Origin of the sequence: Vibrio sp. FE10, assembly GCF_030297155.1 — a bacterium.
Classification (GTDB): Bacteria; Pseudomonadota; Gammaproteobacteria; order Enterobacterales; family Vibrionaceae; genus Vibrio; species Vibrio apostichopi.
In genome coordinates, this window is sequence record NZ_AP028067.1 from 1,544,472 (window position 1) to 1,566,640 (window position 22,169).

Genomic DNA, 22,169 nt, shown 5'->3' on the forward strand with positions numbered 1-22,169 from the left:
AGTAAGTAGAGAGACACTATGAAACGTTTAGTTCTAAACATCACACTCTTGGTATTCATGACACTTAGTAGCTTTAATACCATGGCTCATGATTCAAAGGTTAAGTACGGTATTGCGATATCTCACGATGGTGAGCAAATTGCGTATGGCAAAAGTGGGAGTGGGGAGACAGCGCTGATCTTCATTCACGGTTGGAGCTTAGACAGCAGGCTGTGGCAAAACCAAGTGAGTGAGTTTTCAAAACACTATCAAGTCATCACCATGGACTTAGCAGGGCACGGTAACTCATCGTTCAACCGCGAAGAGTACACCATGGTTGCATTCGCTGAAGACATCAAAGCGGTAATTAAGAAAGAACAACTCGAATCCGTCATCTTAGTCGGCCATTCCATGGCAGGTGGTGTAATTGCAGAAGCGGCTAAACTGATGCCGAAAAGAGTGAAGGGTATTATTGGTGTCGACACATCGCAAAACGTCGCACTAACGGTTTCACAAAGCGACTTAGATGCAATGACCAAACCCTTTGAAGCAGACTTCCAAGCAGGCATTAATATGTTCGTGAAAGACTCGCTACCAAAAGACGTAGATGCGGATTTACTTTACTGGGTAACGCAAGACATGGCATCAGCACCGCCAGCAATCGCGATAAACCAGTTCCGCCATTATCTAGGTCAATACGTGACAGGCGAAGCCCACCGCGTGTATGAGAACGTGAATGTGCCAGTAATATTGGTTAACGCTCGCCTATGGCCAACGGATTCAGAAGCGAACAAGAAACACATTAAGGATTACAGCATTTACTACATTGAAGACTCAGGCCACTTCCCAATGCTAGAGCAACCACAGTAGTTCAACACAACGTTGATGAAAGCAGTTAAGTCAGTGAAGTAGGGCAGTTGTACGTGAGAATAGGCTGATAATCCCCTCCTAACCTCCCCTTGGTTTACATCTCCAATCTCTTGTTGGCAACGATAAAGGGGAGGAACTGAATACCGATCGTGACAAGTGCTGCTATATGTTCAGCGACAAAGAATGTTCTCCCCCCTCATTCTTATATCTCAAGAGATCGGGTCACTCCATTCGAGGGGGAGCTAGAGGGGGAGGCTTTGGTCTACTAGAACCATTCACACAACGTTGATGAAAGCGGTGAAGTCAGTGAAGTAGGGCGCTTGTAATCGTTAATCGAAATACTAAGGCCTCGCGTTTGCGAGGTCTTTTTGTTAGTCGGAGGTTTTGGTCGAATCCCAGAACTGTCTTTCACAATACTGATCTCATGGTCTTCATCCTATAGAGCAGACAGATACTGAGTGGATGGCTAGTCGTTCCGGGTCATATTCGGCATTTGTCCTAACATACCATCTTCGCTGAAATGGAATGTTTCAAGTTGGGCTCTGGGTGTAGAGCTCGACTTTATTGAGCTTGTATGGAGCGCTTCATCCTTTGTGCTAGCGGCGTAAAGTTGCCCAGAGAACGGAATGCTGGTGTCGTAATTTTCAAACCATACTGCCATTGCTTCCGTAAGCAAATTATCAGATTTGTCGACATGCGCTAAGTAAGACTTGTGGTTGGCAAATATTCTCAAGTCATGAACCAAGTTGGGCGTGTCGTCGTCCGGAAAGACCGCTGCCATCAAAATGCCAGGAATCTTCTGGTGCCACATGTCACAGACGGTCTCGAATGACGTACCTAAATTCTGTATTTGCCCTGGCTTCACATAACGCGTCGTAAATCCAAACAGCGGAGGACCTTCTTCCCTACCGCCATCAGGTTTCATGAAACCGGCAAGGTTGCTCTTAAAGTCGTACTTTACGCCCGAATCTGCTTTCGCTCGGGTTTTTGTTTCTTCGTTCCACCCGCCAAACACGGTTAATGTGTCTAGGTTTTCAGGCGAGTAATCATACGTATCCCACACGGATTCTGCCTGAGTAGAGCGAGACAAGTAATCGTTAAACGCACTGGCACTTCGGACCCATAAAATATGCCAGTATGCCAAAGGATCTTCTGTATCAGGAAAGGCAAAGATTGCTTTAATGTCTGGGTTTTCTTCGTAAGCTGACTTTGAATGCGCTTGGTACGCATGCTTAAATTCAGCAAGTTTCTCTTTTTTTATATGACGCTTACCGTAAACAAGAACCGGGGTTACTTGTGCCGAGTCAGAGATAACAGCAGTTTCTTCAAATTGGGATAAAACGGAACTTACTTGTTCATTATCATCTTTCTTTTGCATGTCTTCTCCTAACTGAGTGTCAATTTTTATCTACTATTGATAGTTAAAGTTTAGTTTTAATTCGCCTAGAACGAGCATCTATTATCTTAGGTTTGATAAAAGCCATGCTGCCAAATGTTCTAAGGACACCTTATTCACTGTTATCTCCTGTCTGTTCTGAGGCCAACAGATCATCCCTAGTTTTAGCGGTACGAAGCGTAATAAGTTGCTGGGTGATTTTTCGTTGTGTCTTCATATTTATCTCCAGTTAATTCTGAGTGAAATACAAAGCCTAGATACAAAAAAACCTCTGGCGATGAATCACTCAGAGGTCTTTTATTGACGCAAAAAACTACCTCCTGAGTAACCTCATGGTGGTAGTGGTGGTTTTTGCGTTTAGGTAAATTTTGTTCATAGGGGTAATTATTAACACCTTGTAGATATCCGCACAAGGTAAATTAAGATTCCACAACAGAAGAAATGGGTCTGTTGTGTTCTTGAGCTGACAGCAGCGCTTAGTCTCATTTCACCCTATGTTTGGTACAAGTGTTCTTGAAGCCAAATCGGTAACATGATGGCTTCTGTCATTCTCATGAGAACCGTTTATTTTTTGTCTTGAGAGTCTTTATATTTTTTTGCAATCCACTCATGCAAGTGAAGCCCCGTTTGACGCTTTAGGAATACAGTGATGCCAGCTAAAATTAACAGTCCGATTATTGTGCCCATAATTATCTCCAAAATTAGTTATCGTTCGTCATTCAAAAGTGAATCAATACATGTCGGTATTATGATTAATCCATTGATTTCATCATTTTATCTATATTAAGCCCACCAAGATCCTCGAGGTTATTCTTAATCGCTTCATCGATTGATAGCTGGCGTTCCACTTTCTTTATTTCCTTCTCAAGAAACTTTTCAACTTCTTGAGATACATTGAACATTAGCCCTTGTTCACGCGCTGCTTTTCTCGCTAGTTTAAGGCGAGCATCCAAGTCTGAAGAGATTTTAATGTTCAGTGATACTTTAGATTGCTTCTTCTGTAATGACATGTCGATTCTCATTTTTAACGTAAGAATACTATAAACTTTTCTACCTTTTTAGCAAGAAAAATTCAACCTTGACTGTAATAGAAGCAAACAAGAAGCACATCAAGGACTACCGCCTTTACTACATCGAAGATTCAGCCACTTCCCAATACTAGAGCAACCAGACCAGTTCAATACAACGTTGATGAAAGCGGTTAAGTCAGTGAAGTAGGGCGCTGTAGTTATTAAAGGATAGTGGTAACCCTTAGAAAGATATAACAAAGGCCTTGCGTGTACAGGACCTTTTGTTAGTTAGAGGTTTTGCTAGCTACATTCATTCCTAATTTGCGAGTAATGATCGTATTTTTCACTCGTTTATGGTCCTTAAACTCGTGCCTCATAGTTATATAAATGGTCTATCAACCATCCCTAGATACGTAATTAGCACCACTGTTATTAGTAAGGGCTGACCGAATCTAGTGGTGCTTTCTACTGATAATCACTTTAACTATGTGTTTAGGACGTCCTGCTATGGCTAAGAAAATAATATTCATTCATGGTCGCGCTCAAAAGCCCGATAAAGCTCCCCTTCAAGCGCTCTGGTACGAGGCTATAGAACATGGCTTGCAGCGAGATTGTGGAGACTCAAGTTCATTACAAGCTTTTAAAGATGTAGATAAACGGTTTGTCTATTACGGTGAACTATCAAACACATTATTAGAGAAACCAACGGAAGACCCTGCAAGTCGGCAGCAAGCGTTGTCCGAACTCAAAAAGTACAAGACAAGCCAGTTCAATAAAACAACGTATAACAAGGTATCTAAAATTGGTTTTCTGAAAGAGGCGTTAGCAGATACTTTTTCATCGCTATTTGGAAAGCTAGGTGTGGCTGAGACACTGATAACGAAGGTCGCGCCGGATATGGCGCATTATTGGTATGAAGATACCTATTTTGGTAGCGATGTCAGGCATAGGCTAATGGTTGAACTGAAGGAAGCGCTTGATAATCAGGATGACGTGATGATTGTGTCGCACAGCCTTGGGTCGATGATCAGTTATGACGTGTTATGGAAGTTGTCTCATTACGGAGAGTATAGACACGATTATGGTGCGGATAAGAAGGTCAACTTATTGCTGACGCTCGGGTCACCGTTAGGCGATGAAAACGTAAAAGACAGGCTAAAAGGGAGTCGCTTGAAAGATGAGAAAAAGTACCCTTTAAACATTCAGCAATGGATAAACATTTCGGCAGAAGATGATTTTATCTCTCATGACAGCAAAATTAGAAATGATTTTAAGGATATGCTCAAACTGGATTTGATACCCGGCGGAATGAAAGACATCCACCCAATTTATAACCTCAATATTCGCAACGGAAAAAGCAATCCGCATGCTTCTATCGGTTATCTCATTAACCCTAAATTCATCAAAGTATTGGATGAATGGCTCTCGAGTTAATTTGGTTTTACCATCGTAAATTGCTAGCTAGTCGTTCGTTGGAACGCAGATAAAACAAGGCCTCGCGTGCACGAGGCCTTTTGGTAATTGGGGAGTTAAATAGTAGGGTGCGAACTCGGAATCGGACAGAAACAATTCGGGACACATACACTACGTGCCTTTGCGTGTTCTTAGGCTAAAAACTGCTTAATTACACCGCAAACAAATTGTGGCTGATCTTTATGTGTCTCATGACCAGCGAATGGTACATTGGCAAACGATGATTCTTTAAGTCGATTAACTAGCTCTAATGCTGCTGGAAGAGGGAAAAAGAAATCATCATCACCACGTATCACCAGTACCTTGCCATCAATTTGATCAATCGTATTCGTAGGGTAGCCTGATGAGCTTGTATCCGTCCACATTCTGACCAGTTCAGCGATGAATGCATCAAAGTTCGGCTCTGGGTTTAGTTCGTTAAAAAGGCGATATGAATCTGGAAATTTCTCGCTCCAACTCTGCCCAGTCACTCCCGACAAAATATTGTAAATGGTCGAACCCGCCTCCAATTTATAATCAGAGCCAATCGTAATTAGCTTACTGATAATCACTGAGTTTGACGCCATCAAACGATAGCCAACGACACCACCATCACTGAAGCCAAGAACTGCCGTCTCTTTAATTCCCAAATAATTAAGCACTTCAATAACATCCAGTTCTAAGCGCTGGTATGTCAGTTTACTGCTGCCTAACGTAGAACGACCATGACCGCGACTATCAATTCTAATTAATTGATAATCCTGTGATAGTGAGGGAATCAGTGCATCAAAATCTTCAATACTACCGGCACCGCCATGGAGCATCACTAATGGGGCTTTGCTGCTGTCTCCCACAATATCAAAATAAATGCTCACATCGTCGATTTGGATGTTTTCTTGACGCTCAATAGTCCAGTTAGCCATGAAGATACCTATGCTTTTTTGAATGTTTGAAAAGAATTACCAGCCCGTTTAGAGGCAAGTAACCTTGCTACTGAAAGTAAATATAAATCATGTTAGTGACAGTTTATGTCAGTAGCGAATTCCATAGCATTAACTCCCCCTATTTATTGCCATTTTTCAATTACGCGTGCCGAGATGAAAGATAACGTTCTGTTGAGGGAGGCCATTTTGATATTCGATCTAGCCTAAAATTACGAAATGCTTTTCGTGTTTCACACCAAGCGACATGAACATAATGATGATGGAATAAATAATTAAGGTTCAGTCATATCACTCGTGAACTTTCTGGACATTTACTTCCTCCATTATTGTGTTTTGTAGCGCGGCAAAACAAAGTGGCAGATACACGTGAGAATCGTCTACAAATCCCCTCCTAACCTCCCCTTGGTTCACATCTCTAATCTCATGTTGGTAATGGGAAGGGGAGGAACTTAATACCGATCGCTACATGTGCAGCGCCAAAGAATGTTCTCCCCCTCGGTCGTATATCGAAAGAGATCGGCGAACTTCATTTGAGGGGGAGCTAGAGGGGGAGGCTTTGGTTTACTAGAACCGTTCACGCACGTTGATTAAAGCGATTAAAGTCAGTGAAGTAGGGCGTTTGTAACTGTTCATAGAAAAACTAAGGCCTCGAGATTGCGAGGCCTTTTTGTGTTTCAACCAAAACTAAATATTCATTGAGGTTAACGAAAACTCGGGATAATCGCTGGAATCCCCGGTAGAAGGCCAACCAACGCCATCACACCACTTAATACAATAAACATAATGCCAGGCAACACCCAACGGCTCATTTTACTCAGTTCACTACTACGTTCTTTACAACCAACTAGGCCTAAGTTATCCAACAGCATGGTGAGAGCCCAACCAAATGCAGGGTTAACCAGTGCTGAAGAAAACACGACAATCGCTGCCGATTGTGTGGTTTTCCCTTCACGAGTCATTTCCATGCCAGCTTCTAGCAATGGAACAAATACCCCAACAATCAGCGCAACACACAGTACAGGTTGCCAGATAGCTAAATCCATCGGGTAGCCCCAAACAGCGGCGATGATACAGAATAGAGCTGTGAGCAAAGCGCCTGCAGGAATAGGGCGTTTAGCAATCGCCGCCGGTACGATATAAGTACCCCATGAAGACGTAAAGTTGGTACCACCGAGCAAAGAACCGAACGTTTGACGAATTGAAGCCGTGGTCATGGTGTCGTCAATGTTCATGTGCACTTTTTCGGTACGTTCTGGGTAGCTGATCTTTTGGAATACTTGATGTCCTAAGAAATCTGGTGACCACATTGCTACGGCTAGAATCGCAAACGGCAATACAACCATGAAGTGTTCAATCGTCGGTAGGCCTAGCATCCAACCAGTATCTTCGCCCCACCAATACATAGGGTTCATGTTAGGCAAGCCTGGCTCAGTGTGGAAAGCAAATGGGGCACCCATGGCAAATGCAATCGTACCACCCAGTAAGCAACTAAGAGGCACCGCTAACCAACGTTTACGGAAGTGTTCCAATAGCGCGTACAAGATAATGGTGCAAAAGATCACGACAAACGCGATGTGGCTCATGCCGATTCCCTCAGCCCAAGCGAACAGTTTTTTCACTTGAGAGGCAGTACCAACAAAGCCAAGGTAGAGCAATAATCCGCCACACACGCCTTTACTGGTGAGGTTGGCCAACATGCTACCACCTTTACTGATGGCTAAGATTAGGCCAAAAGCGCCAATCAACAAGCCAAACGCCATAGGGTGTCCGCCTGCTGCAACCACAATAGGAATCAAAGGGATAAGTGGGCCGTGTGTACCTGCGAGGTTCGCGGTCGGCAACAGGAAGCCAGAGAAAATAATAATGAAAACAGAGGCGATGAGGAGTTCATAACGAACGTTTTCTAGAATGAAGTCTTCATTTAATCCGAGAGCCCCTGCAAAGGTGGCAGCAATCGCGCCCACCATAACAACTTTACCAATGGTCGCTGCCATTGCTGGGATGGTGTCTTCTATCTCGAATCGATAATCTTTAAACGGCAAATTAGGACGCCAGCGCTTAGGCGCCATGATTTGTAATTCATGTTCTAAATATTGTTCGCGGGAATCAAATTCTGATCTTGGTTTGTGTTGTTGTTCATAAGTGAGTTCATCCTCATTCGCTTGAGGCTTATCTGCTTGTATATGTACGGACTCTAAAGTACTGCTCATGTTGATTCCTTTCGTTCACACTCTAAGGTGTGTTATTCCAACAAACGTTGTTGACTCACGCAAAAGTGAAAACAATGCGTCAACTTATCATTAAAAATTCATTAACATTTAGTTGTTAGTACCTTATACCAAACCAAAAAAAACAAATAGTCTCAGGTAGTTAGACATTAGTCGTAGAGTTTGAAGGCTAATATGGGAGACGGTAAAGGGGATGAGTCAGTTTGTTGATAAGCCATTAATTACATGAACAATAAAGCCACTTGCAACAACGAACGGCCAAGTGAATCTGTTCTGACATCGAGCCTAAAAATCAAAACCAAAAAATAATTTAGAAAAGTGTGCATCCTTTCGCGACCTCAAACGTGTTAGAGGTAAATCGTTTAGAGGGTGCCACTATGTTGGACATTTTTACCTACTTTGCCGACTGGCTGACGTATTCCATTTTTAACTTGGAAGCCAGTACCTCAATGGCAACAGGCGTTCATTTCTTTATTGAAGACACCAGTAAGATCTTAGTCTTATTGGTCGTGTTGATTTATGTTATCTCCGCACTGAGAGCCAGTTTGAGTGTGGACAGAGTTCGCCAATATCTACAAGGCAAGCGCCGTGGTGTAGGTTACTTCTTGGGTTCTGTATTTGGTGCGATTACACCGTTTTGCTCGTGCAGTTCTATTCCGCTGTTCATGGGTTTTGTCTCAGCACGTATTCCCATTGGTGTGACCATCGCATTTCTTATTACATCGCCTCTGATCAATGAGGTGGTGATCATCATGCTTGGCAGTGTCCTCGGGCTGAAATTCACCATCATGTACATTGTGATTGGCATGTCGCTTGGCATTTTTGCAGGCTTTGTCTTAGATGCTTTTAGAGCCCACCGTTGGTTACAACCTTTCCTCGCTGAAGCGTATCAAAAAGCCAATGAGTTAGATGAACAGCCTCAAACGACGGTTGAATCAACCCCAATGACGTTTAAAGAGCGCCATGAATTTGCCGTGAACGAGACCAGTACCATCTTCAAGCGCATTTGGATTTGGGTCTTTGTTGGTGTCGGTATTGGGGCGTTTATTCATGGTTTTGTTCCGGCGGATTGGTTCGAGCAAAACCTCGCACACGGCCAGTGGTGGACGGTGCCACTCGCGACACTCAGTGCCATTCCGATTTACACAAACGCAACGGGCATCGTGCCAATCATGGCATCGTTGATAGACAAAGGTATGCCACTGGGAACCACGCTTGCGTTTTGTATGGGGGCGGTCGCAGTGAGCTTGCCAGAGTTCATGATGCTCAAACAAGTCATGCAATACCGATTGCTTGGTGTAATCGCGGGTTACTTGCTGGTGGCTATTTCCATCACGGGTTGGTTGTTCAATTTCTTCTATTAATCACAGCAGAGCACATGCTCACAGGAGTCTGATATGAAAAGCATTCAAGTTTATGGTTCAGGTTGTAAGAACTGCCTCGTCACCGCAGAACGGTTTGCCGAGGTCGCACAAGAGTTAGGGCAGCAAATCAACATTGAAAAAGTCACCAGTTTAGAAGCCATTATGAAAGCTGGCATTATGAGCACACCGGGTGTCGCGATTAATGGTGAGTTAAAACACACGGGATCGGTGCCATCTGTTGATCTGGTTCGCGCTTTACTCAAAGAAAATGTTGTAGCGTAAAGTAAGGAAAGAGCGTCGCGCGTGCCGCTTTTTTGAATGAGCAGGCGCGACGGATAATCGAGATTGAAGAATGAAATGTTTGATGAATGCGTGGAATGATGCAGAACCTAGTCTTTATGGATGGCTACTAAAACAGACCCAAAATCCGCACGAAGCGGAAGACATCATGCAAGAAGTGTTTCTGAAAGCCATGGGAAACAGCGAGCGTTTCTGTACATTGCAGGACGGTAAATCATGGCTGTTTAAGATGACCAGAAACCACCTTGTTGACCAACTGAGACGGAAAATACATTCGGTAGACATCGAAGAGTTTGTGATGCCCACGGACATTTCCCCAGCGATGGTTCAGCTTCAACGCTGCCTTCCCAAAGTATTGGTCAAACTCACCGAGCAAGAGCGCGATGTAATAGAACAATGTGACCTCAACGGCATGGCACAAAAAGACTATGCAGAGAAACACCAGCTCAGCCTACCAGCCGTGAAGGCGCGTTTACGTCGAGCCCGTATAGAACTCAAAACCATTTTGGTGAGTGAATGCAAAGTGACTCAAGATCAAACGGGCGTCTGTTACTTCAAGTCTTTTCAAATAGAGCTTTAAGTCCTTTCGAGCAGAGCCTTAAGTCTTTTCAAGTAGAGCGTTAAGCCCTTTCAAGCTGAACCTTAAATCCTTCTGGAAGTAACGTTTCTAATTGAAACTTATTGATAATAATTCTCATTACGTTATGTTTGTGGTCTCAAATACACTCATTGTTTCGGAGACCAACATGGAACACTCGGATATTACTCAACTGCTTATTCCAAAGAGTGATTGGGCATCGCCTGATCTCTTTCTCTATGAAGGCGAAGACAAACTTCGACTCAGCTTAGAGGGGGCAATTCAATACAGTGGGTTGAACAGCATTGGCGGCGTGGTTCTGGGCTTTAGGATACTCCAGTACGCGGTTAAATTAGCCGTGGGTGATCAGTCTTTGCAACGTGATGGCATCAGTATTTATACGGCGTTCCCTGGGCGTGGCGCTCAAGATGCCTTTGAATACACATGCCGCGCATTACGTGATAAGCGCTATTGCTGTGATAGCACATTACACCATCCAGCCGCGCAAACCGGGCAGCGTGGTCAGTTCCTATTTACGATTCGCTTGAACGAACAATCCATGGTGATGACGCCAGCAAACGGACTACCAAGACAAAGCTATTTTGAAGCTGACCGACATTCGCAAGACAGCAGAGAAGCGGCATTGAAATGGCGAGATGAGAAGATCAACTTCGCCAACACACTCTTGAGCTTATCGCCAGAAGAGTGCTTACGTGTGCTGTAATTCCCTGTTCTCATAAACACAATGCGCATAGAAATAGAATGAACAACAGGAGGTCGCTTGCTTTCAAGTGGGCGACCTTTTTGTATCAAGCGTTCGTGGGAACCAGATTCCTAGTCGCGCTTAGGCTTGCTGGAATGACGCGTTTTGGTTTTTGGGCTTCGGACTTCGGACTTCGGACTTCGGGCTTTGGTTTTTGGTATTGGGGGAGGTAGTCTAGAGTATCTATATCTTTCACCATTGTTCTTAAACCGCCTCGATTTCATTTCGCAGGCACACTTAGATGTACATATGGGACAGTTTTCAAAGCATTACACTGCTTACGGTGACACGAAGTGATATGATTTTGCTGAAAGAGCTAAAGAGCTAACGATTTAAAGGATGAGTACGATGGCAAAAACGATCTCATTGGTACTGGGTAGTGGTGGCGCGAGAGGCTTGGTTCACGTTGGAATCATCCGTTGGCTGATTGAGCATGGCTATGAGATAAAATCCATCTCTGGCTGTTCAATTGGCGCACTTATTGGCGGTGTCTACGCTGCGGGTAAGTTGGATGAATTTGAAGAGTGGGTGACCAGTATCGACCAAGGTGATATGGCGATGTTGTTGGACTTTTCATGGCAGTCGAGTGGTATGTTCAAAGGCGATAAGATTATCGACACGCTGCGTGGGCTGATTGGTGAGACTTCAATTGAAGATTTGCCTATCCCATATACCGCGGTTGCTGCCAACGTCGCCGATGAAAAAGAGGTTTGGTTGCAATCAGGTTCTCTGTTTGATGCCATTCGTGCCTCTATCTCTTTACCATTGTTCTTCACACCTCATGTGATTAATGGCGAAGCGCTGATTGATGGAGGGGTACTCAATCCCGTACCGATTGCACCTACCTTCGGTGATAAGACAGACTTTACTCTGGCTGTGAACTTAGGTGGTGAACCTGAAATGCTTCAACAGGAAGTGATACCGGTTTCCCTACCTACAAAAGAGAGCAACCTGCATGATAAAGTGGTGCACTTTATCGATAACCTCGGTAGCAGTGTAAAAAGCAAAATGAGCTTTAATTTTGCGGCCTACGACATTGCCAACCAAGCGTTTGATGCGATGCAATCGACCATTGCTCGTCAAAAATTAGCCGCATATCCTGCCGATATTACGCTTGAGCTTCCACGCAATGCCTGTGGCACCTTAGAGTTTGATCGTTCACAAGAGATGATAGACAGAGGCTACCATTTGGCACAGGCTAAATTAGGCAACCGACTTTAATGGCAACTAAAAGGCTTTGATAAGTGGACAACAGGCTTGACGAAGAGGGGATTTATGCAAACTGAACTCAAACAACTTGAACTCAAAGAATGGGTCACAAACAAAGATGTCATCGTGCTAACCAGCGTAGACGCGCCTGCCGTGTCTTGGCTGATAGATTGTTATCAAGACAACGCCGATATTCAGATTATCGAGAATGCACACCGGTTAGATACAGAAGCTATTTTGGCGCAATGCCGAAGCAGCCTAAGTGAAAGTAAAAAGGTCATACTTACCGCGCAGTTTCGCAGTCAGCTACCTATCATCAATATCGCTTCACTGTGTAATGAGAAGCGTAAATCATGGATCAACATTGAACTGTCTGGATGGGATGAAGAAAAATGCCTTCCTCACTCTTATAGCAGTTTCTAAGTTATAGCAGTTTCTAGCTTATAACGGTTTCTTGGTAACAGCAGCTAGTCTTTTGAGTTTCTGTGTTGAGTAAGCCCACAATACATGGGCTTTACTTCAAATGCCTACCGCCATCTAGGTGCAAGGTTCTTCCTGTCATGTAGTGACTGGCCAACACAAACTTGATGCCATCTATTATTTCCTCAAAGCCAGCTTCTGCGGGGATCAGAGCTTTCTGCAGCGCTTTGTTTTTGTATGCCTCATCGTCATGGTCATTGAACTTAATCATGGCTGGAGAGATGGTATTTACTTTGACCTTGGGAGCCAACATTGCTGAGAACGACAGCGTCAGGTTGTTGAGCGCAGCTTTACTGGCGGCGTAAGCGATGTGTTTTTTACTGCCTTTTTCCGCAACGTAATCACTGATGTGAATGATGTCTGAAGTTTGATCGCCAGACATCAGTTGGTCTTTGAGTGTTAAATTGAACAGATAAGGCACGGAAGCGTGAATCGTCATCATCTGGTGCATGATGTGTGATGCATTTTCACTGGGATCTGTCTTGTTCTCGGGTTTCCAGTCGGAAGCGTTATGTATGACGGCTCTGAGTGTCTTATATTCTTGACCAACATAATGAAGAAAGTCGTCTAGGCTGCTTTTTTGATAAAAGTCGACCTGTTGCAAGTCGGCTCCACTGTCGCGCAATAATTGCAGTTGCGGGTAGTCGCTGCGATAGGTGCCAACCACGTTGTATCCATCTGCTAAAAGTTGCTGCGCAAGTGCGAAGCCAAGTCGCTTTCCCACGCCGGTTATTAGTATCGTTTCACTCATCGTAAAAACTCAGCTCTGGTTTGAGGGTTAGTTTTGAAAATACCACCAAGCGCGGTTGTAGAGGTTTCAGAGTTTGCATCCATAACGCCTCGGGACTTAACGCAATAGTGAGTTGCTTTAATTGTCACGGCCACGTTTTCTGTTTCAACGAGAGTCTGTATCGCAACTAAGATTTGCTGAGTAAGGCGTTCTTGTACCTGAGGACGCTGAGCAAAGAAGCGAACAATGCGGTTGATTTTAGACAGCCCAAGAATCTTGTTTTCAGGGATATAAGCCACTTCTGCTAAACCATCGATGGTGATGAAGTGATGTTCGCACGTCGATGTTAGGTCGATGTCCGATACCTTAACCATTTCATCAACGGACATTTTGTTTTCTATAACACTGATTTTTGGGAAGTTATCGTAATCGAGCCCGGAAAATATCTCGTGTACGTACATCTTTGCAATGCGATGGGGTGTTTCAGCGAGGCTATCATCGGTTAAATCCAGCCCAAGCGTACTGACCACTTCCGTTAAAAGTCCTTTGATGCGGTTGTACTTCTGGCTGGGGTTCATTTCGCTCGGTGTCATTGGGGTTTCAAGTCCTTTTGCGAGCAAAGCTTCTCTTACTTTTTCGGCTTCTGTATTCAGCATGACTCTCTCCTTAAGAATTATTGTCGTTGTCTGCTTCATAACTCAGGGTGAGCGAAACAGAGTCGGCAAAACGTAGCGCATGAGGCTTATCAATTCTTACTTGAGCGTATTTCACCCATGGATGATCGATACAGATGCCGAGTACGTCGCTGGTCAATTTTTCTAAAAGTAGAAACCTTCCGGATTCGACGTGTTGAATGACCTTCTTGCAGATGTTTTTGTAGTTAAGCGCGTTTTCCACATCATCTGAGAGACAAAGGTTATTGGCGGGATAGTGGATCTCTGCATTGATAACGATGTCTTGCTGCTTAGACTTTTCTTCTTCGTTGAAACCGATGAAGGTTCTTAGTCTGAGGTTTGTGATGGTGATAATGGCGTTGTGATTCATAACAGTGTCCATTCCTTAGAAAGTGAAGTCAGTTACGTGCTTGTTTTAAGAAAAGATCATTAAAGCTCAGTCGATTAAGAGTTCAGTCGTTCCTTTTGTAGCCGAGCACGCGCTAAGTGAGGCTAAACTCGAAAGGGATGGGTTCGGTTTTCTGGCTCAACTGATCGAAGCTTTCCCAGAGCTGCTGAAACGAAATGTTTAGAGTGGGGTGGCGCTCTTGTGCGGCAACATCGACTAACGGTCTGAGTACAAATGCGTACTCGGTGATCTCACCTCTAGGCAGCTCTACGCCATCGATAACGCCCACTTGATTGCCATAAAGAAGGATGTCGATATCCATTGTGCGTGAAGCATAGGCTTTGGTCTGACGCTTGCGATCGTTCTCTGATTCGATTTGATGTAGAACCTTAACCAGCTCTGAGACAGGGAGGTCACAATCGAACCCAACGACTAGGTTTAGGAAGTTATCTCCTTCGAAACCGACAGGCTCGCAGTCGTAGAAACTAGAAATGTGCAGGGGTGCAAAGCGGTCATTCAATGCTTTGAGAGATTCTGTGACGTGATGTTCGCGGTTAATGTTGCTTCCGATGCTGACATAGACGCTGGCCATAATATTTCCTTTTTGTTTAAGGAACCTATACGTCTAACTCACGATGAAGATCAGCTATGCGTCCTTTTAGAGGTAAGAAGATAAAAGAAAATATGGTTCTGCCAAAAATCTTGCTCGTTTTTGAGTCCGTATAAGGGCACTTTGGATCTAGAAAGTACCACGAGTAAAAATTCAGCTGATGAGGATTCTGGACAAAAATGTGTTTCAAGCTGATCGAGCGAATGCCAGAAATGGTAATGGATAACCGTCTTTAGCAACTCAATTTCTACAACGTTCCGTCTTTGATAGTGATAGAATCCCCGCATCAGAATTATCGAGAATCTAGGTATTTATAAACAATGTTTATCCATCACGTTAACGGCATCGACTGGCTGGTGATTACAGCTTTTGAAGAACTAAAACCGATGTTTATCGAAGATGCTGGTCCAATCCCGTCTTACTTCTCGACCGCCAGTGAATTGAGCCTGATTGATCAAGCCAAGCGTAGCTATGGTTTTTTGCCGATTCTCCGCGGTGTGATCACCGATACCGGCACGTATCAAAGCAAAGATCTTGAAGAAGATTTGAATCCACAGCTTGCGTGTATCGTTGAAGGGCGTGGCCGAGTGTTTATCTATCATGGCGACTACGTGGCTTTCGTGGATGACGAGCAAACCTTCATTACTCGAATGGACTGAACATAATTCAGTATTTTTAGATCGGTGAATTGGTAGCTTAGTTAATTGGCTAATTGGCTATGGATAAACCGCTCTGTAGATCAAACGAAGGCCTCGCATGTGCGAGGCCTTTTTTATGTGTTGTTTAGCGAGCGAATAACTTGGCCAGAAGCTCGTGAGAATATACTGCCAACCCCCGTTCAAATCTCCCCCTTAATTGATATTTCCCCCCTTTTTTGAAGCACAGAAAAGGGGGAGGGTAAGAGCATCTAACTTCCTATTTTTGTGTGTTATGCCCCTATGCAAACTCTTTATTATTCAGGGAGTTAATTTGTCCGTATTCTCTGGTGTCTATTTGAAATACTAGGGAAACAAAAATGAAAAATGGGTTAGTCTGCACTTTAGCTGTGATGTTAATTGTAGGGTGTAAAGAATCTAATGAACCAAACGAGACTGCAGTGGAACAACTCAGTGTCATATCTCACATCGAGAAAACACCTGAGCTAGTCGCAGAGTTAAAGGCACAAGAAACAATTGATGATCAGTTTAGGCTGTTATACGAGCGTTTTGAACCCATGCTCGACCGCAGTGACTCTCTTACTGGTACTGATGTAAACAAAGATGGTATCCGCGACGACATTGAGGCGTTTATTGATGCGCTAGAAGTGACCGAGCCAGTCCGAAAAGCCTTAAAACAAAATGCGCACTACGCACAAGAGAGTCTCTATCACGACTGGAGTGTAAAGAGTAACGCCAATATAAAAAAGGCATTAGCGATTAGCCATAAACATAACAAAGTTCTCGCTTGTAAAGAGTTTGTTGGTATTCCCGTAAGAGATATAACCAATACAGGGCAAACTATCAGGGCACTGACTAACAACACTAAAGCCCGCACTATGACTTACTTGGCTTATAACCACCTGTTAGATGGTTCCGTAAGTACACTCCTTCCTGCTGAGGCAAAATACTGTGAATAGGCAAACAATATTACTCATGATTGCGGCTCCACTGCCATTCAATGCAATAGCTAACTCATGCAAAATTGAAGGTTACACTATCGGTTTTTTTAACGGTGTGGCAACAACTAGAGAGCAAGCCGAACAAGGGATAAAGGAGATAAAATTCACTTTAGGTATCAGCCAATACAAAAGTGAGTCTGTCGAATACCAGCTTTTCTACAACGATTCTTATATTGACGGAAGTGGGCTTAACGTACTGGCTGATTTTGCTGAAACCTTTGACCAAAGAACTTACGAGTTAGAGCAGAAACAATTCGACCGGTGGGAGGCCTTTTGGGACATTGTGAGCGGTCGGCAAAACAGCGCTATCATCCAAAAAATCAGCGCCACTTTTGATTGGTTTATTGGGTTTGTTCTCGACTTCACAAACCAAACCATCAATGCAACCATCACGAAATATTTACAAGAACTAGCCTCACTTGTTGATGCCCCCGAAACCAGCCAAACTAGAATGCAGCATCACCTTTTAAATGACTCTCTTACGTGGAAAGGAAAAAAGCTCATTTACATCGCGCATTCACAAGGGAACTTATGGGTAAACGAATCATACAAGCATGTTACATCCCAATACGGTTACAGTGCCGATAACATTCACGTTGTTCACATCGCTCCCGCTTCCCCAACCCTTAGCCCGGACAGTGATTATGTTTTATCGACCTCAGATCTTGTGATTAATGGGCTGAACTTTACAGGGATAGGCAGCGTTCCGCCTCCCAACACCACGATAGCACCGAGTAAATTAGACTTTGCGGGACACGGACTCATTCCTATTTACCTCACTCACCCCAAATCCATTGAGAAAATCAAAGCGTCGGTCGATAAAGCTTTTACCTCTCTTACTAAACCTGAGATGGAAGATTTTTTGTTTAAAATAGAGTTCGATTATAGTGCTAGCTATGACGCACTTCATGATAATCCTGTTTATGAAATTGTTGACGCTAATAAAACTGACGATTTTGGGTCTTACCTAAAGAGCCCTTCCTTTTATCTCAGCCCGAAAAATGAATCTTGGCCTAAGAAGACGGTGGATTCTTATATACAAGATGAAGATAGGTTGCCATTTAGAGTTACGGGCAATGATGTGGCTTTATTTGATACTTGTAAAAGCCCGAACGAGGCAATGAATGACATTCCATCGGTTCCCTCGCAAGACACTTATATGTTCGTACAATGGCGAAATTTAAAACGCTTTGAGCGAGGTACATTTAAGGATATTTGGAGGTCAAGAAAGATGACCGATAGATATGGATTGGTAGATGAAACCCCAATAGCATTTCGAGACATGGACGACGGCTATTTCATTTGTGCTGGGGATGGCGATGCCATTGAACTAGAAGCAACACAACACTTTTATAATGAGGAGCAACGTCAGTATTTAGTCACTCAGCATTTGTCTGGACGCTATGATGTGTCGGCACGTTATGCAGTACCTTTTCAAAGTTTTCATCCTACTAATCTCTGTCAAGGTCATTGATTACTAACTACGTTGAAGGTTCAGGCTATGTCCATATGATAGAGCAACTAAAACTGTTTAATGAAAAGTTGATGAAAGCGGCTAAGTTGGTGGAGTCGGGGGACAACCTTTCGATAGATAACACTAAGGCCTCGCGTGTACGAGGCCTTTTTGTTTGTATCGAGTCAGGAGAAAAGTCTCTTGAGGTGTTACTTTTCTAAATTGTGCTTAATGATTTGTTCCACCACACCATCCATCGTCCTGCAGCTAATCTCAGGATTCAAATACAAAGGATGATATTCAACGCCTGTGCGGTCTATATAGGCTGCCTGTAAGCCGGCGGATAATGCACCATGAGTGTCCCAATCGTGAGTAGCGACAAGACGAAGGTTTTCGACAGGCTCTTTTAACGTTTCTGCTGCAAATCTATACACATCTGAATTTGGTTTGAAACTGCCTGTTTCTTCAACGGAAATGACGGTGTCGAAATAATCTTCTAAGCCTGAGTTCTTGATTTGAGAAGTGATTAGGTCGAGGGATGAGTTTGAAAAAGCGACGGTTTTAAAGCCGTTGTTACGCAATTCAAGTAAAGATGCTTTGATATCAGTGTGCGGCGGTAGAGTGGCAAAAGAAGTTAACAAGGCATCTTTGCTTTCCGCCGTTAAATCACACTTGTACCGTTGTGCAATAGCGCCGAGCGCTGCATTCGCTAGTTCAGAAAAAGTAGACTTTACGTTTGTTGCGATGCAAACCGTTGAAGAGTGCAAAAGCTTTGAGAACCAAAGTGATAGTGCATCCTCACTGCCAAATGCCGCTTTAAATTTAGGCTGTAATGACTCCAAATTTAAAACCGTTTCGTTTATATCAAACAGTATCACTTCTTTATTCATGCGAAGAACCCAGATTTAATTGAATTTCGTACTTACATAATCCGCTCGGATGACCCGGTTTTCAACCTCGATTTAAGTAACTTAAGCTTGGTTCTCTAATTTGAAAAGAGGGTTGGAATGAGTCATCGATGAAAACGTCACTCAAATCTGGCGTTGCTTACTGAGTTGCAGACAGCGCCAAATCTGAAATGATTTATTTAGCTTATTTAGCTTAATTTGCAGCTTCGATAGTGCCTTTGAAAGTGCTGTTTAAAAAGTCATTGATCTCTTGTGAGTGGTAAATTGAGATGATCTTTTTATACGTTTCATTGTTTTTGTCTTCTTCTCGCGCTGCCACAACCATCACAGCTAAAGGTGCGTCTTTTTTCTCTAAGTAAATGCCTTGTTTCTTAGGATCGAGCCCAGCCGACATGACATAGTTCATGGTGATTGCTGCTGCATCTACATCGTCAAGAGAGCGGGGTAGCTGAGCGGCATCCACTTCAACAAATCGAATGTTCTTCGGGTTGTTAACAATATCGTTTAAAGATGCATTGAAACCAGCGTTGTCTTTTAATGAAATCAGCCCGGCATCTTCAAGTAGTAGCAGTCCACGCCCGCCATTCGTTGGGTCGTTTGGAATCGCGATTCGTGCGTTATCTGGGATAGAGTCAAGCGAAGTGTACTTGTTCGAGTAAACGCCCATACGCATCAAAATTGAACGTCCGATAGAAACTAACTGGCTATCGTGATTGGCATTAAAGTTATCGAGAAATGGCTGATGCTGGTAACTGTTCAGTTGGATACTTCCATCGTCCAGTGCTGCGTTAGGGGTGATGTAGTCTGAGAATTCGACGAGTTCAATGTTTATCCCTTGCTTTGCTGCTTCTTTGGCAACAGCTTGTACAACTTGTGCATGTGGGCCAACTGTCGCCCCAATCTTGATAACATCCTCGTCTTTTTTTCCACATCCTGTCACGCCGAATGCGAATGCTAATGCCAACAGGGATGCTGTGATTTTTTTGTAGCGGTTCATGATAACTCCATTTAATTAACCAAAAGACGTTTAGATGTCTAGATGTCTATATTATCTATTTATAAAGTTGGGTCAATAGGTTTGTCAGAAGCAAAGTTAGATCTAGAAAACAAAGGCCTCGCACGTATGAGGCCTTTTGGGTTTCGTTGAGTAAGATATAGGGCAGTCACTTGCAACCTAAAGAAAACGGGTTCGGTAATCTCGCCTATTAAGAAAGCTTTTGATTAAAGAACTCAAGCGTACGTGTCCATGCTAATTCTGCTTCTTCTTCGGCATATCGACCTGTTGAATCGTTATGGAAGCCATGATTCACACCGTCATAGATGTAAGCGGTGTAGTCTGCCCCAATCTCTTTGAGTTCGGCTTCATAGTCTGGCCAAGTTGCATTCACACGTTTATCGATTCCAGCGAATTGGATCAGTAATGGCCCTTTGACGTTCTTTCTTAAATCAGGAGCGGCAGGAGTGCCGTAAAATGGAACGCCCGCATCCAGCTGCTCTGGCATTACCGCCGCCAACATATTCACGATATAGCCACCGAAGCAAAACCCTACAGCGCCTAGTTTTCCGTTACTTTTTTCATGAGATTTCAAAAAGTTTGCAGCGGCGATAAAGTCTTCTTCGATTTTCTCTCTGGATAATGATTTTTGCATTGCTCGACCTTCATCATCATTACCTGGGTACCCGCCAAGCGAATAGAGTGCATCAGGTGCAAACGCAATAAACCCAGCGGCCGCGAGTCGTCTTGCCACATCCTTTACGTATGGATTCAAGCCTCTATTTTCATGTATGACCAAGACGACAGGCGCATTACCCTCTAGCTCTTTTGGTACCACCAAGTAGCCATAGCCTTCTCCGTGGCCTTTAGGCGAAGGAAATTTCTCGTAGGTTGCTTTGATGGAAGGATCATTGAAAGAGACTTGCTCTGCGTTTGCATAATTAGGAATCAATGCAGACGTTAATGTTGTCATGGTTAAGCCAAGTACAGCCAACCCAGATAGACGAGCCATAAACTCTCTGCGATCAATCAGACCGTGTGCATATTCGTCATACCAATCAAATGCTTCTTGGGGGATAGATCGAGTTGGATCTGATTGAGATTCGGTACTTTTATTCATAACTTTTCCTTGTTGTGAGTTGTTTGACCAATCAACTATAGTGGAAACTTCAATATATTTGAACGATCGCTCAATAACTTTTTAACTATTTGTTATATCAAAGTACAAAAATTAGATGACAGTCAGATAAAACGACCACTTCGGAATCGATTCCCTTGTCTTAGGTTTGTTTTACTGGATCAATCAACACAAGGTTGATGTAAGTGATTCAGTCAGTGAAGCAGGGTAGTTAAGACTATTCGATATTTGCTTTTCTTATTTGGGGAGGAGGTTCTAGTTCTAAATTGGCCTTTAATAGCTAGGCATATTTACCGTCAGTAGGGCAGTATGTTTCAATACAAAACGCTTGATTTTACTCTGGTATAATCTTTCCCCATAAGGAAGCCTTAGCGTTATTAGAACCGTTTTAATGAGAGATAAAGATTAGATGTTGAAACTTTTGTGTCAGATAAAAAAATGGAAACTTGCAGCGTTTAGTTTGCTCATGCTTATTTGCGCATTTTTTATCTACAACCAGTTTGGCAACCGTATGTCCCGTGTCGATGAGGCAGACTTTCTGATCGGGCAACTGAATACAGTCTTGGATGCCGCTGAGCAATATTCTCTTGATAATGGCTCTTTGCCTCCCATCACTTCCGATACCGACACTAAATACGGCTACTTGAATATCAATCACTTAATTGAAAATCCGGGCCTATCAACATGGCAAGGGCCGTACCTATCTTTTGACGATACATGGATAGGTGGAGATCAGTACATCGATAATCCAGATTACATAGCAACGCAATTACTGCTTAAGGAAAAGGGTAGTCAGTGGGCACGAGGAAGCACCGAGACAGGTTGTGAATCGTCGTCAGCAACCTGTTCTCTTGCGGCTTGTATCTGGTTGGTACCAATAAAAGTGGCACAAGAAATTAATCAGATTGTCGATGGCAATACGAGTCTCGAAAGTTCTAATACGACCGGAAAAATACGTTACGATAAAGCATTTGGTGGCGCACTTGTTTGTATGGTTGGAGATGACTATCCAATGCCTTCTGTACAGTCCAATTAAGTCGCCCCT

General features: G+C 43.5%; 25 protein-coding genes and 1 pseudogene. 13 read left to right on the forward strand and 13 right to left on the reverse strand.

Going from position 1 to position 22,169, the window contains the following annotated elements:
• The first annotated feature begins 18 nt into the window (after positions 1 to 18).
• Positions 19 to 849 (forward strand): alpha/beta fold hydrolase, encoded by an 831-nt coding sequence (locus tag QUF19_RS06940; protein ID WP_286298032.1) that lies wholly within the window; start codon positions 19 to 21, stop codon positions 847 to 849.
• Between the two features lie 466 nt (positions 850 to 1,315).
• Here the strand turns inward: QUF19_RS06940 and QUF19_RS06945 are convergent, their stop codons facing one another.
• The 3 genes from QUF19_RS06945 to QUF19_RS06955 form a co-directional block, all read right to left on the reverse strand.
• On the reverse strand, positions 1,316 to 2,227 hold the full coding sequence (locus QUF19_RS06945) for a hypothetical protein (RefSeq protein WP_286298034.1): 912 nt from the start codon (positions 2,225 to 2,227) through the stop codon (positions 1,316 to 1,318).
• 582 nt (positions 2,228 to 2,809) lie between these two features.
• On the reverse strand, positions 2,810 to 2,932 hold the full coding sequence (locus QUF19_RS06950) for a hypothetical protein (RefSeq protein ID WP_261890851.1): 123 nt from the start codon (positions 2,930 to 2,932) through the stop codon (positions 2,810 to 2,812).
• 65 nt (positions 2,933 to 2,997) lie between these two features.
• The gene (locus QUF19_RS06955) at positions 2,998 to 3,255 is read right to left on the reverse strand and encodes a hypothetical protein (RefSeq protein WP_286298036.1); all 258 of its coding nucleotides are present in this window, start codon (positions 3,253 to 3,255) and stop codon (positions 2,998 to 3,000) included.
• 80 nt (positions 3,256 to 3,335) lie between these two features.
• Here QUF19_RS06955 and QUF19_RS06960 point away from each other — a divergent pair.
• Both QUF19_RS06960 and QUF19_RS06965 read left to right on the forward strand, forming a co-directional pair.
• Positions 3,336 to 3,463: pseudogene (locus QUF19_RS06960) on the forward strand (alpha/beta fold hydrolase); the annotation flags it as partial.
• A 299-nt stretch (positions 3,464 to 3,762) separates the two neighbouring features.
• Entirely contained in the window at positions 3,763 to 4,689 is a 927-nt protein-coding gene (locus QUF19_RS06965; RefSeq protein ID WP_286298037.1) for a hypothetical protein, read from the forward strand.
• Positions 4,690 to 4,859: 170 nt separating this feature from the next.
• On the opposite strand, the gene QUF19_RS06970 is transcribed toward QUF19_RS06965, so the two are convergent.
• From QUF19_RS06970 to QUF19_RS06975, 3 genes are all read right to left on the reverse strand, one after another.
• A complete protein-coding gene (locus tag QUF19_RS06970; RefSeq protein ID WP_286298038.1) occupies positions 4,860 to 5,630 on the reverse strand; it encodes an alpha/beta fold hydrolase in 771 nt (256 codons plus the stop codon).
• 160 nt (positions 5,631 to 5,790) lie between these two features.
• Complete coding sequence (locus QUF19_RS26435) at positions 5,791 to 5,934, reverse strand: WYL domain-containing protein (RefSeq protein ID WP_353505926.1); 144 nt, start codon at positions 5,932 to 5,934, stop codon at positions 5,791 to 5,793.
• A 418-nt stretch (positions 5,935 to 6,352) separates the two neighbouring features.
• Complete coding sequence (locus QUF19_RS06975; protein WP_102314247.1) at positions 6,353 to 7,861, reverse strand: DUF3360 domain-containing protein; 1,509 nt, start codon at positions 7,859 to 7,861, stop codon at positions 6,353 to 6,355.
• Between the two features lie 395 nt (positions 7,862 to 8,256).
• Between QUF19_RS06975 and QUF19_RS06980 the strand changes: the two genes are divergently transcribed.
• The 6 genes from QUF19_RS06980 to QUF19_RS07005 all read left to right on the forward strand — a co-directional run bounded on the left by QUF19_RS06980 (position 8,257) and on the right by QUF19_RS07005 (position 12,515).
• Complete coding sequence (locus QUF19_RS06980) at positions 8,257 to 9,243, forward strand: permease (RefSeq protein WP_286298039.1); 987 nt, start codon at positions 8,257 to 8,259, stop codon at positions 9,241 to 9,243.
• A 33-nt stretch (positions 9,244 to 9,276) separates the two neighbouring features.
• Complete coding sequence (locus tag QUF19_RS06985) at positions 9,277 to 9,525, forward strand: thioredoxin family protein (protein WP_286298041.1); 249 nt, start codon at positions 9,277 to 9,279, stop codon at positions 9,523 to 9,525.
• A gap of 82 nt (positions 9,526 to 9,607) precedes the next feature.
• On the forward strand, positions 9,608 to 10,123 hold the full coding sequence (locus QUF19_RS06990; protein WP_286298043.1) for an RNA polymerase sigma factor: 516 nt from the start codon (positions 9,608 to 9,610) through the stop codon (positions 10,121 to 10,123).
• Between the two features lie 166 nt (positions 10,124 to 10,289).
• Positions 10,290 to 10,844 (forward strand): hypothetical protein, encoded by a 555-nt coding sequence (locus QUF19_RS06995; RefSeq protein WP_286298044.1) that lies wholly within the window; start codon positions 10,290 to 10,292, stop codon positions 10,842 to 10,844.
• 387 nt (positions 10,845 to 11,231) lie between these two features.
• Positions 11,232 to 12,104: a patatin-like phospholipase family protein gene (locus tag QUF19_RS07000; protein ID WP_286298045.1), complete on the forward strand. Its 873-nt coding sequence runs from the start codon at positions 11,232 to 11,234 to the stop codon at positions 12,102 to 12,104.
• A 54-nt stretch (positions 12,105 to 12,158) separates the two neighbouring features.
• The gene (locus QUF19_RS07005) at positions 12,159 to 12,515 is read left to right on the forward strand and encodes a hypothetical protein (RefSeq protein WP_286298046.1); all 357 of its coding nucleotides are present in this window, start codon (positions 12,159 to 12,161) and stop codon (positions 12,513 to 12,515) included.
• Positions 12,516 to 12,606: 91 nt separating this feature from the next.
• Here the strand turns inward: QUF19_RS07005 and folM are convergent, their stop codons facing one another.
• The 4 genes from folM to folK all read right to left on the reverse strand — a co-directional run bounded on the left by folM (position 12,607) and on the right by folK (position 14,956).
• On the reverse strand, positions 12,607 to 13,323 hold the full coding sequence (gene folM, locus QUF19_RS07010) for a dihydromonapterin reductase (protein ID WP_286298047.1): 717 nt from the start codon (positions 13,321 to 13,323) through the stop codon (positions 12,607 to 12,609).
• A complete protein-coding gene (gene folE, locus QUF19_RS07015) occupies positions 13,320 to 13,958 on the reverse strand; it encodes a GTP cyclohydrolase I FolE (RefSeq protein WP_048658458.1) in 639 nt (212 codons plus the stop codon). The genes folM and folE overlap by 4 nt, the downstream gene beginning before the upstream one ends.
• 10 nt (positions 13,959 to 13,968) lie before the next feature.
• Complete coding sequence (folX, locus tag QUF19_RS07020; protein ID WP_054546529.1) at positions 13,969 to 14,346, reverse strand: dihydroneopterin triphosphate 2'-epimerase; 378 nt, start codon at positions 14,344 to 14,346, stop codon at positions 13,969 to 13,971.
• 112 nt (positions 14,347 to 14,458) lie between these two features.
• A complete protein-coding gene (folK, locus tag QUF19_RS07025; protein ID WP_286298050.1) occupies positions 14,459 to 14,956 on the reverse strand; it encodes a 2-amino-4-hydroxy-6-hydroxymethyldihydropteridine diphosphokinase in 498 nt (165 codons plus the stop codon).
• Between the two features lie 338 nt (positions 14,957 to 15,294).
• Here folK and QUF19_RS07030 point away from each other — a divergent pair, with 338 nt between their 5' ends.
• The 3 genes from QUF19_RS07030 (at position 15,295) to QUF19_RS07040 (ending at position 18,105) form a co-directional block, all read left to right on the forward strand.
• Positions 15,295 to 15,633 carry a cytosolic protein gene (locus QUF19_RS07030; protein ID WP_286298051.1) on the forward strand — a complete coding sequence of 113 codons (339 nt, stop codon included), beginning with the start codon at positions 15,295 to 15,297 and terminating at the stop codon, positions 15,631 to 15,633.
• A gap of 356 nt (positions 15,634 to 15,989) precedes the next feature.
• Positions 15,990 to 16,589, forward strand: coding sequence for a chromosome partitioning protein ParA (locus tag QUF19_RS07035; protein ID WP_286298053.1), 600 nt, complete (start codon positions 15,990 to 15,992; stop codon positions 16,587 to 16,589).
• A gap of 16 nt (positions 16,590 to 16,605) precedes the next feature.
• Entirely contained in the window at positions 16,606 to 18,105 is a 1,500-nt protein-coding gene (locus QUF19_RS07040; RefSeq protein ID WP_286298054.1) for a hypothetical protein, read from the forward strand.
• 188 nt (positions 18,106 to 18,293) lie between these two features.
• Here the strand turns inward: QUF19_RS07040 and QUF19_RS07045 are convergent, their stop codons facing one another.
• From QUF19_RS07045 to QUF19_RS07055, 3 genes are all read right to left on the reverse strand, one after another.
• Complete coding sequence (locus tag QUF19_RS07045) at positions 18,294 to 18,974, reverse strand: haloacid dehalogenase type II (protein ID WP_286298056.1); 681 nt, start codon at positions 18,972 to 18,974, stop codon at positions 18,294 to 18,296.
• Between the two features lie 211 nt (positions 18,975 to 19,185).
• Complete coding sequence (locus tag QUF19_RS07050) at positions 19,186 to 19,989, reverse strand: MetQ/NlpA family ABC transporter substrate-binding protein (RefSeq protein ID WP_286298057.1); 804 nt, start codon at positions 19,987 to 19,989, stop codon at positions 19,186 to 19,188.
• 208 nt (positions 19,990 to 20,197) lie between these two features.
• Complete coding sequence (locus QUF19_RS07055) at positions 20,198 to 21,106, reverse strand: dienelactone hydrolase family protein (protein WP_286298058.1); 909 nt, start codon at positions 21,104 to 21,106, stop codon at positions 20,198 to 20,200.
• 427 nt (positions 21,107 to 21,533) lie between these two features.
• On the opposite strand from QUF19_RS07055, the gene QUF19_RS07060 reads away from it, so the two are divergent.
• Positions 21,534 to 22,160, forward strand: a complete 627-nt coding sequence (locus QUF19_RS07060) for a type II secretion system protein (RefSeq protein ID WP_286298059.1) — start codon at positions 21,534 to 21,536, stop codon at positions 22,158 to 22,160.
• The last annotated feature ends 9 nt before the right edge of the window (positions 22,161 to 22,169 follow it).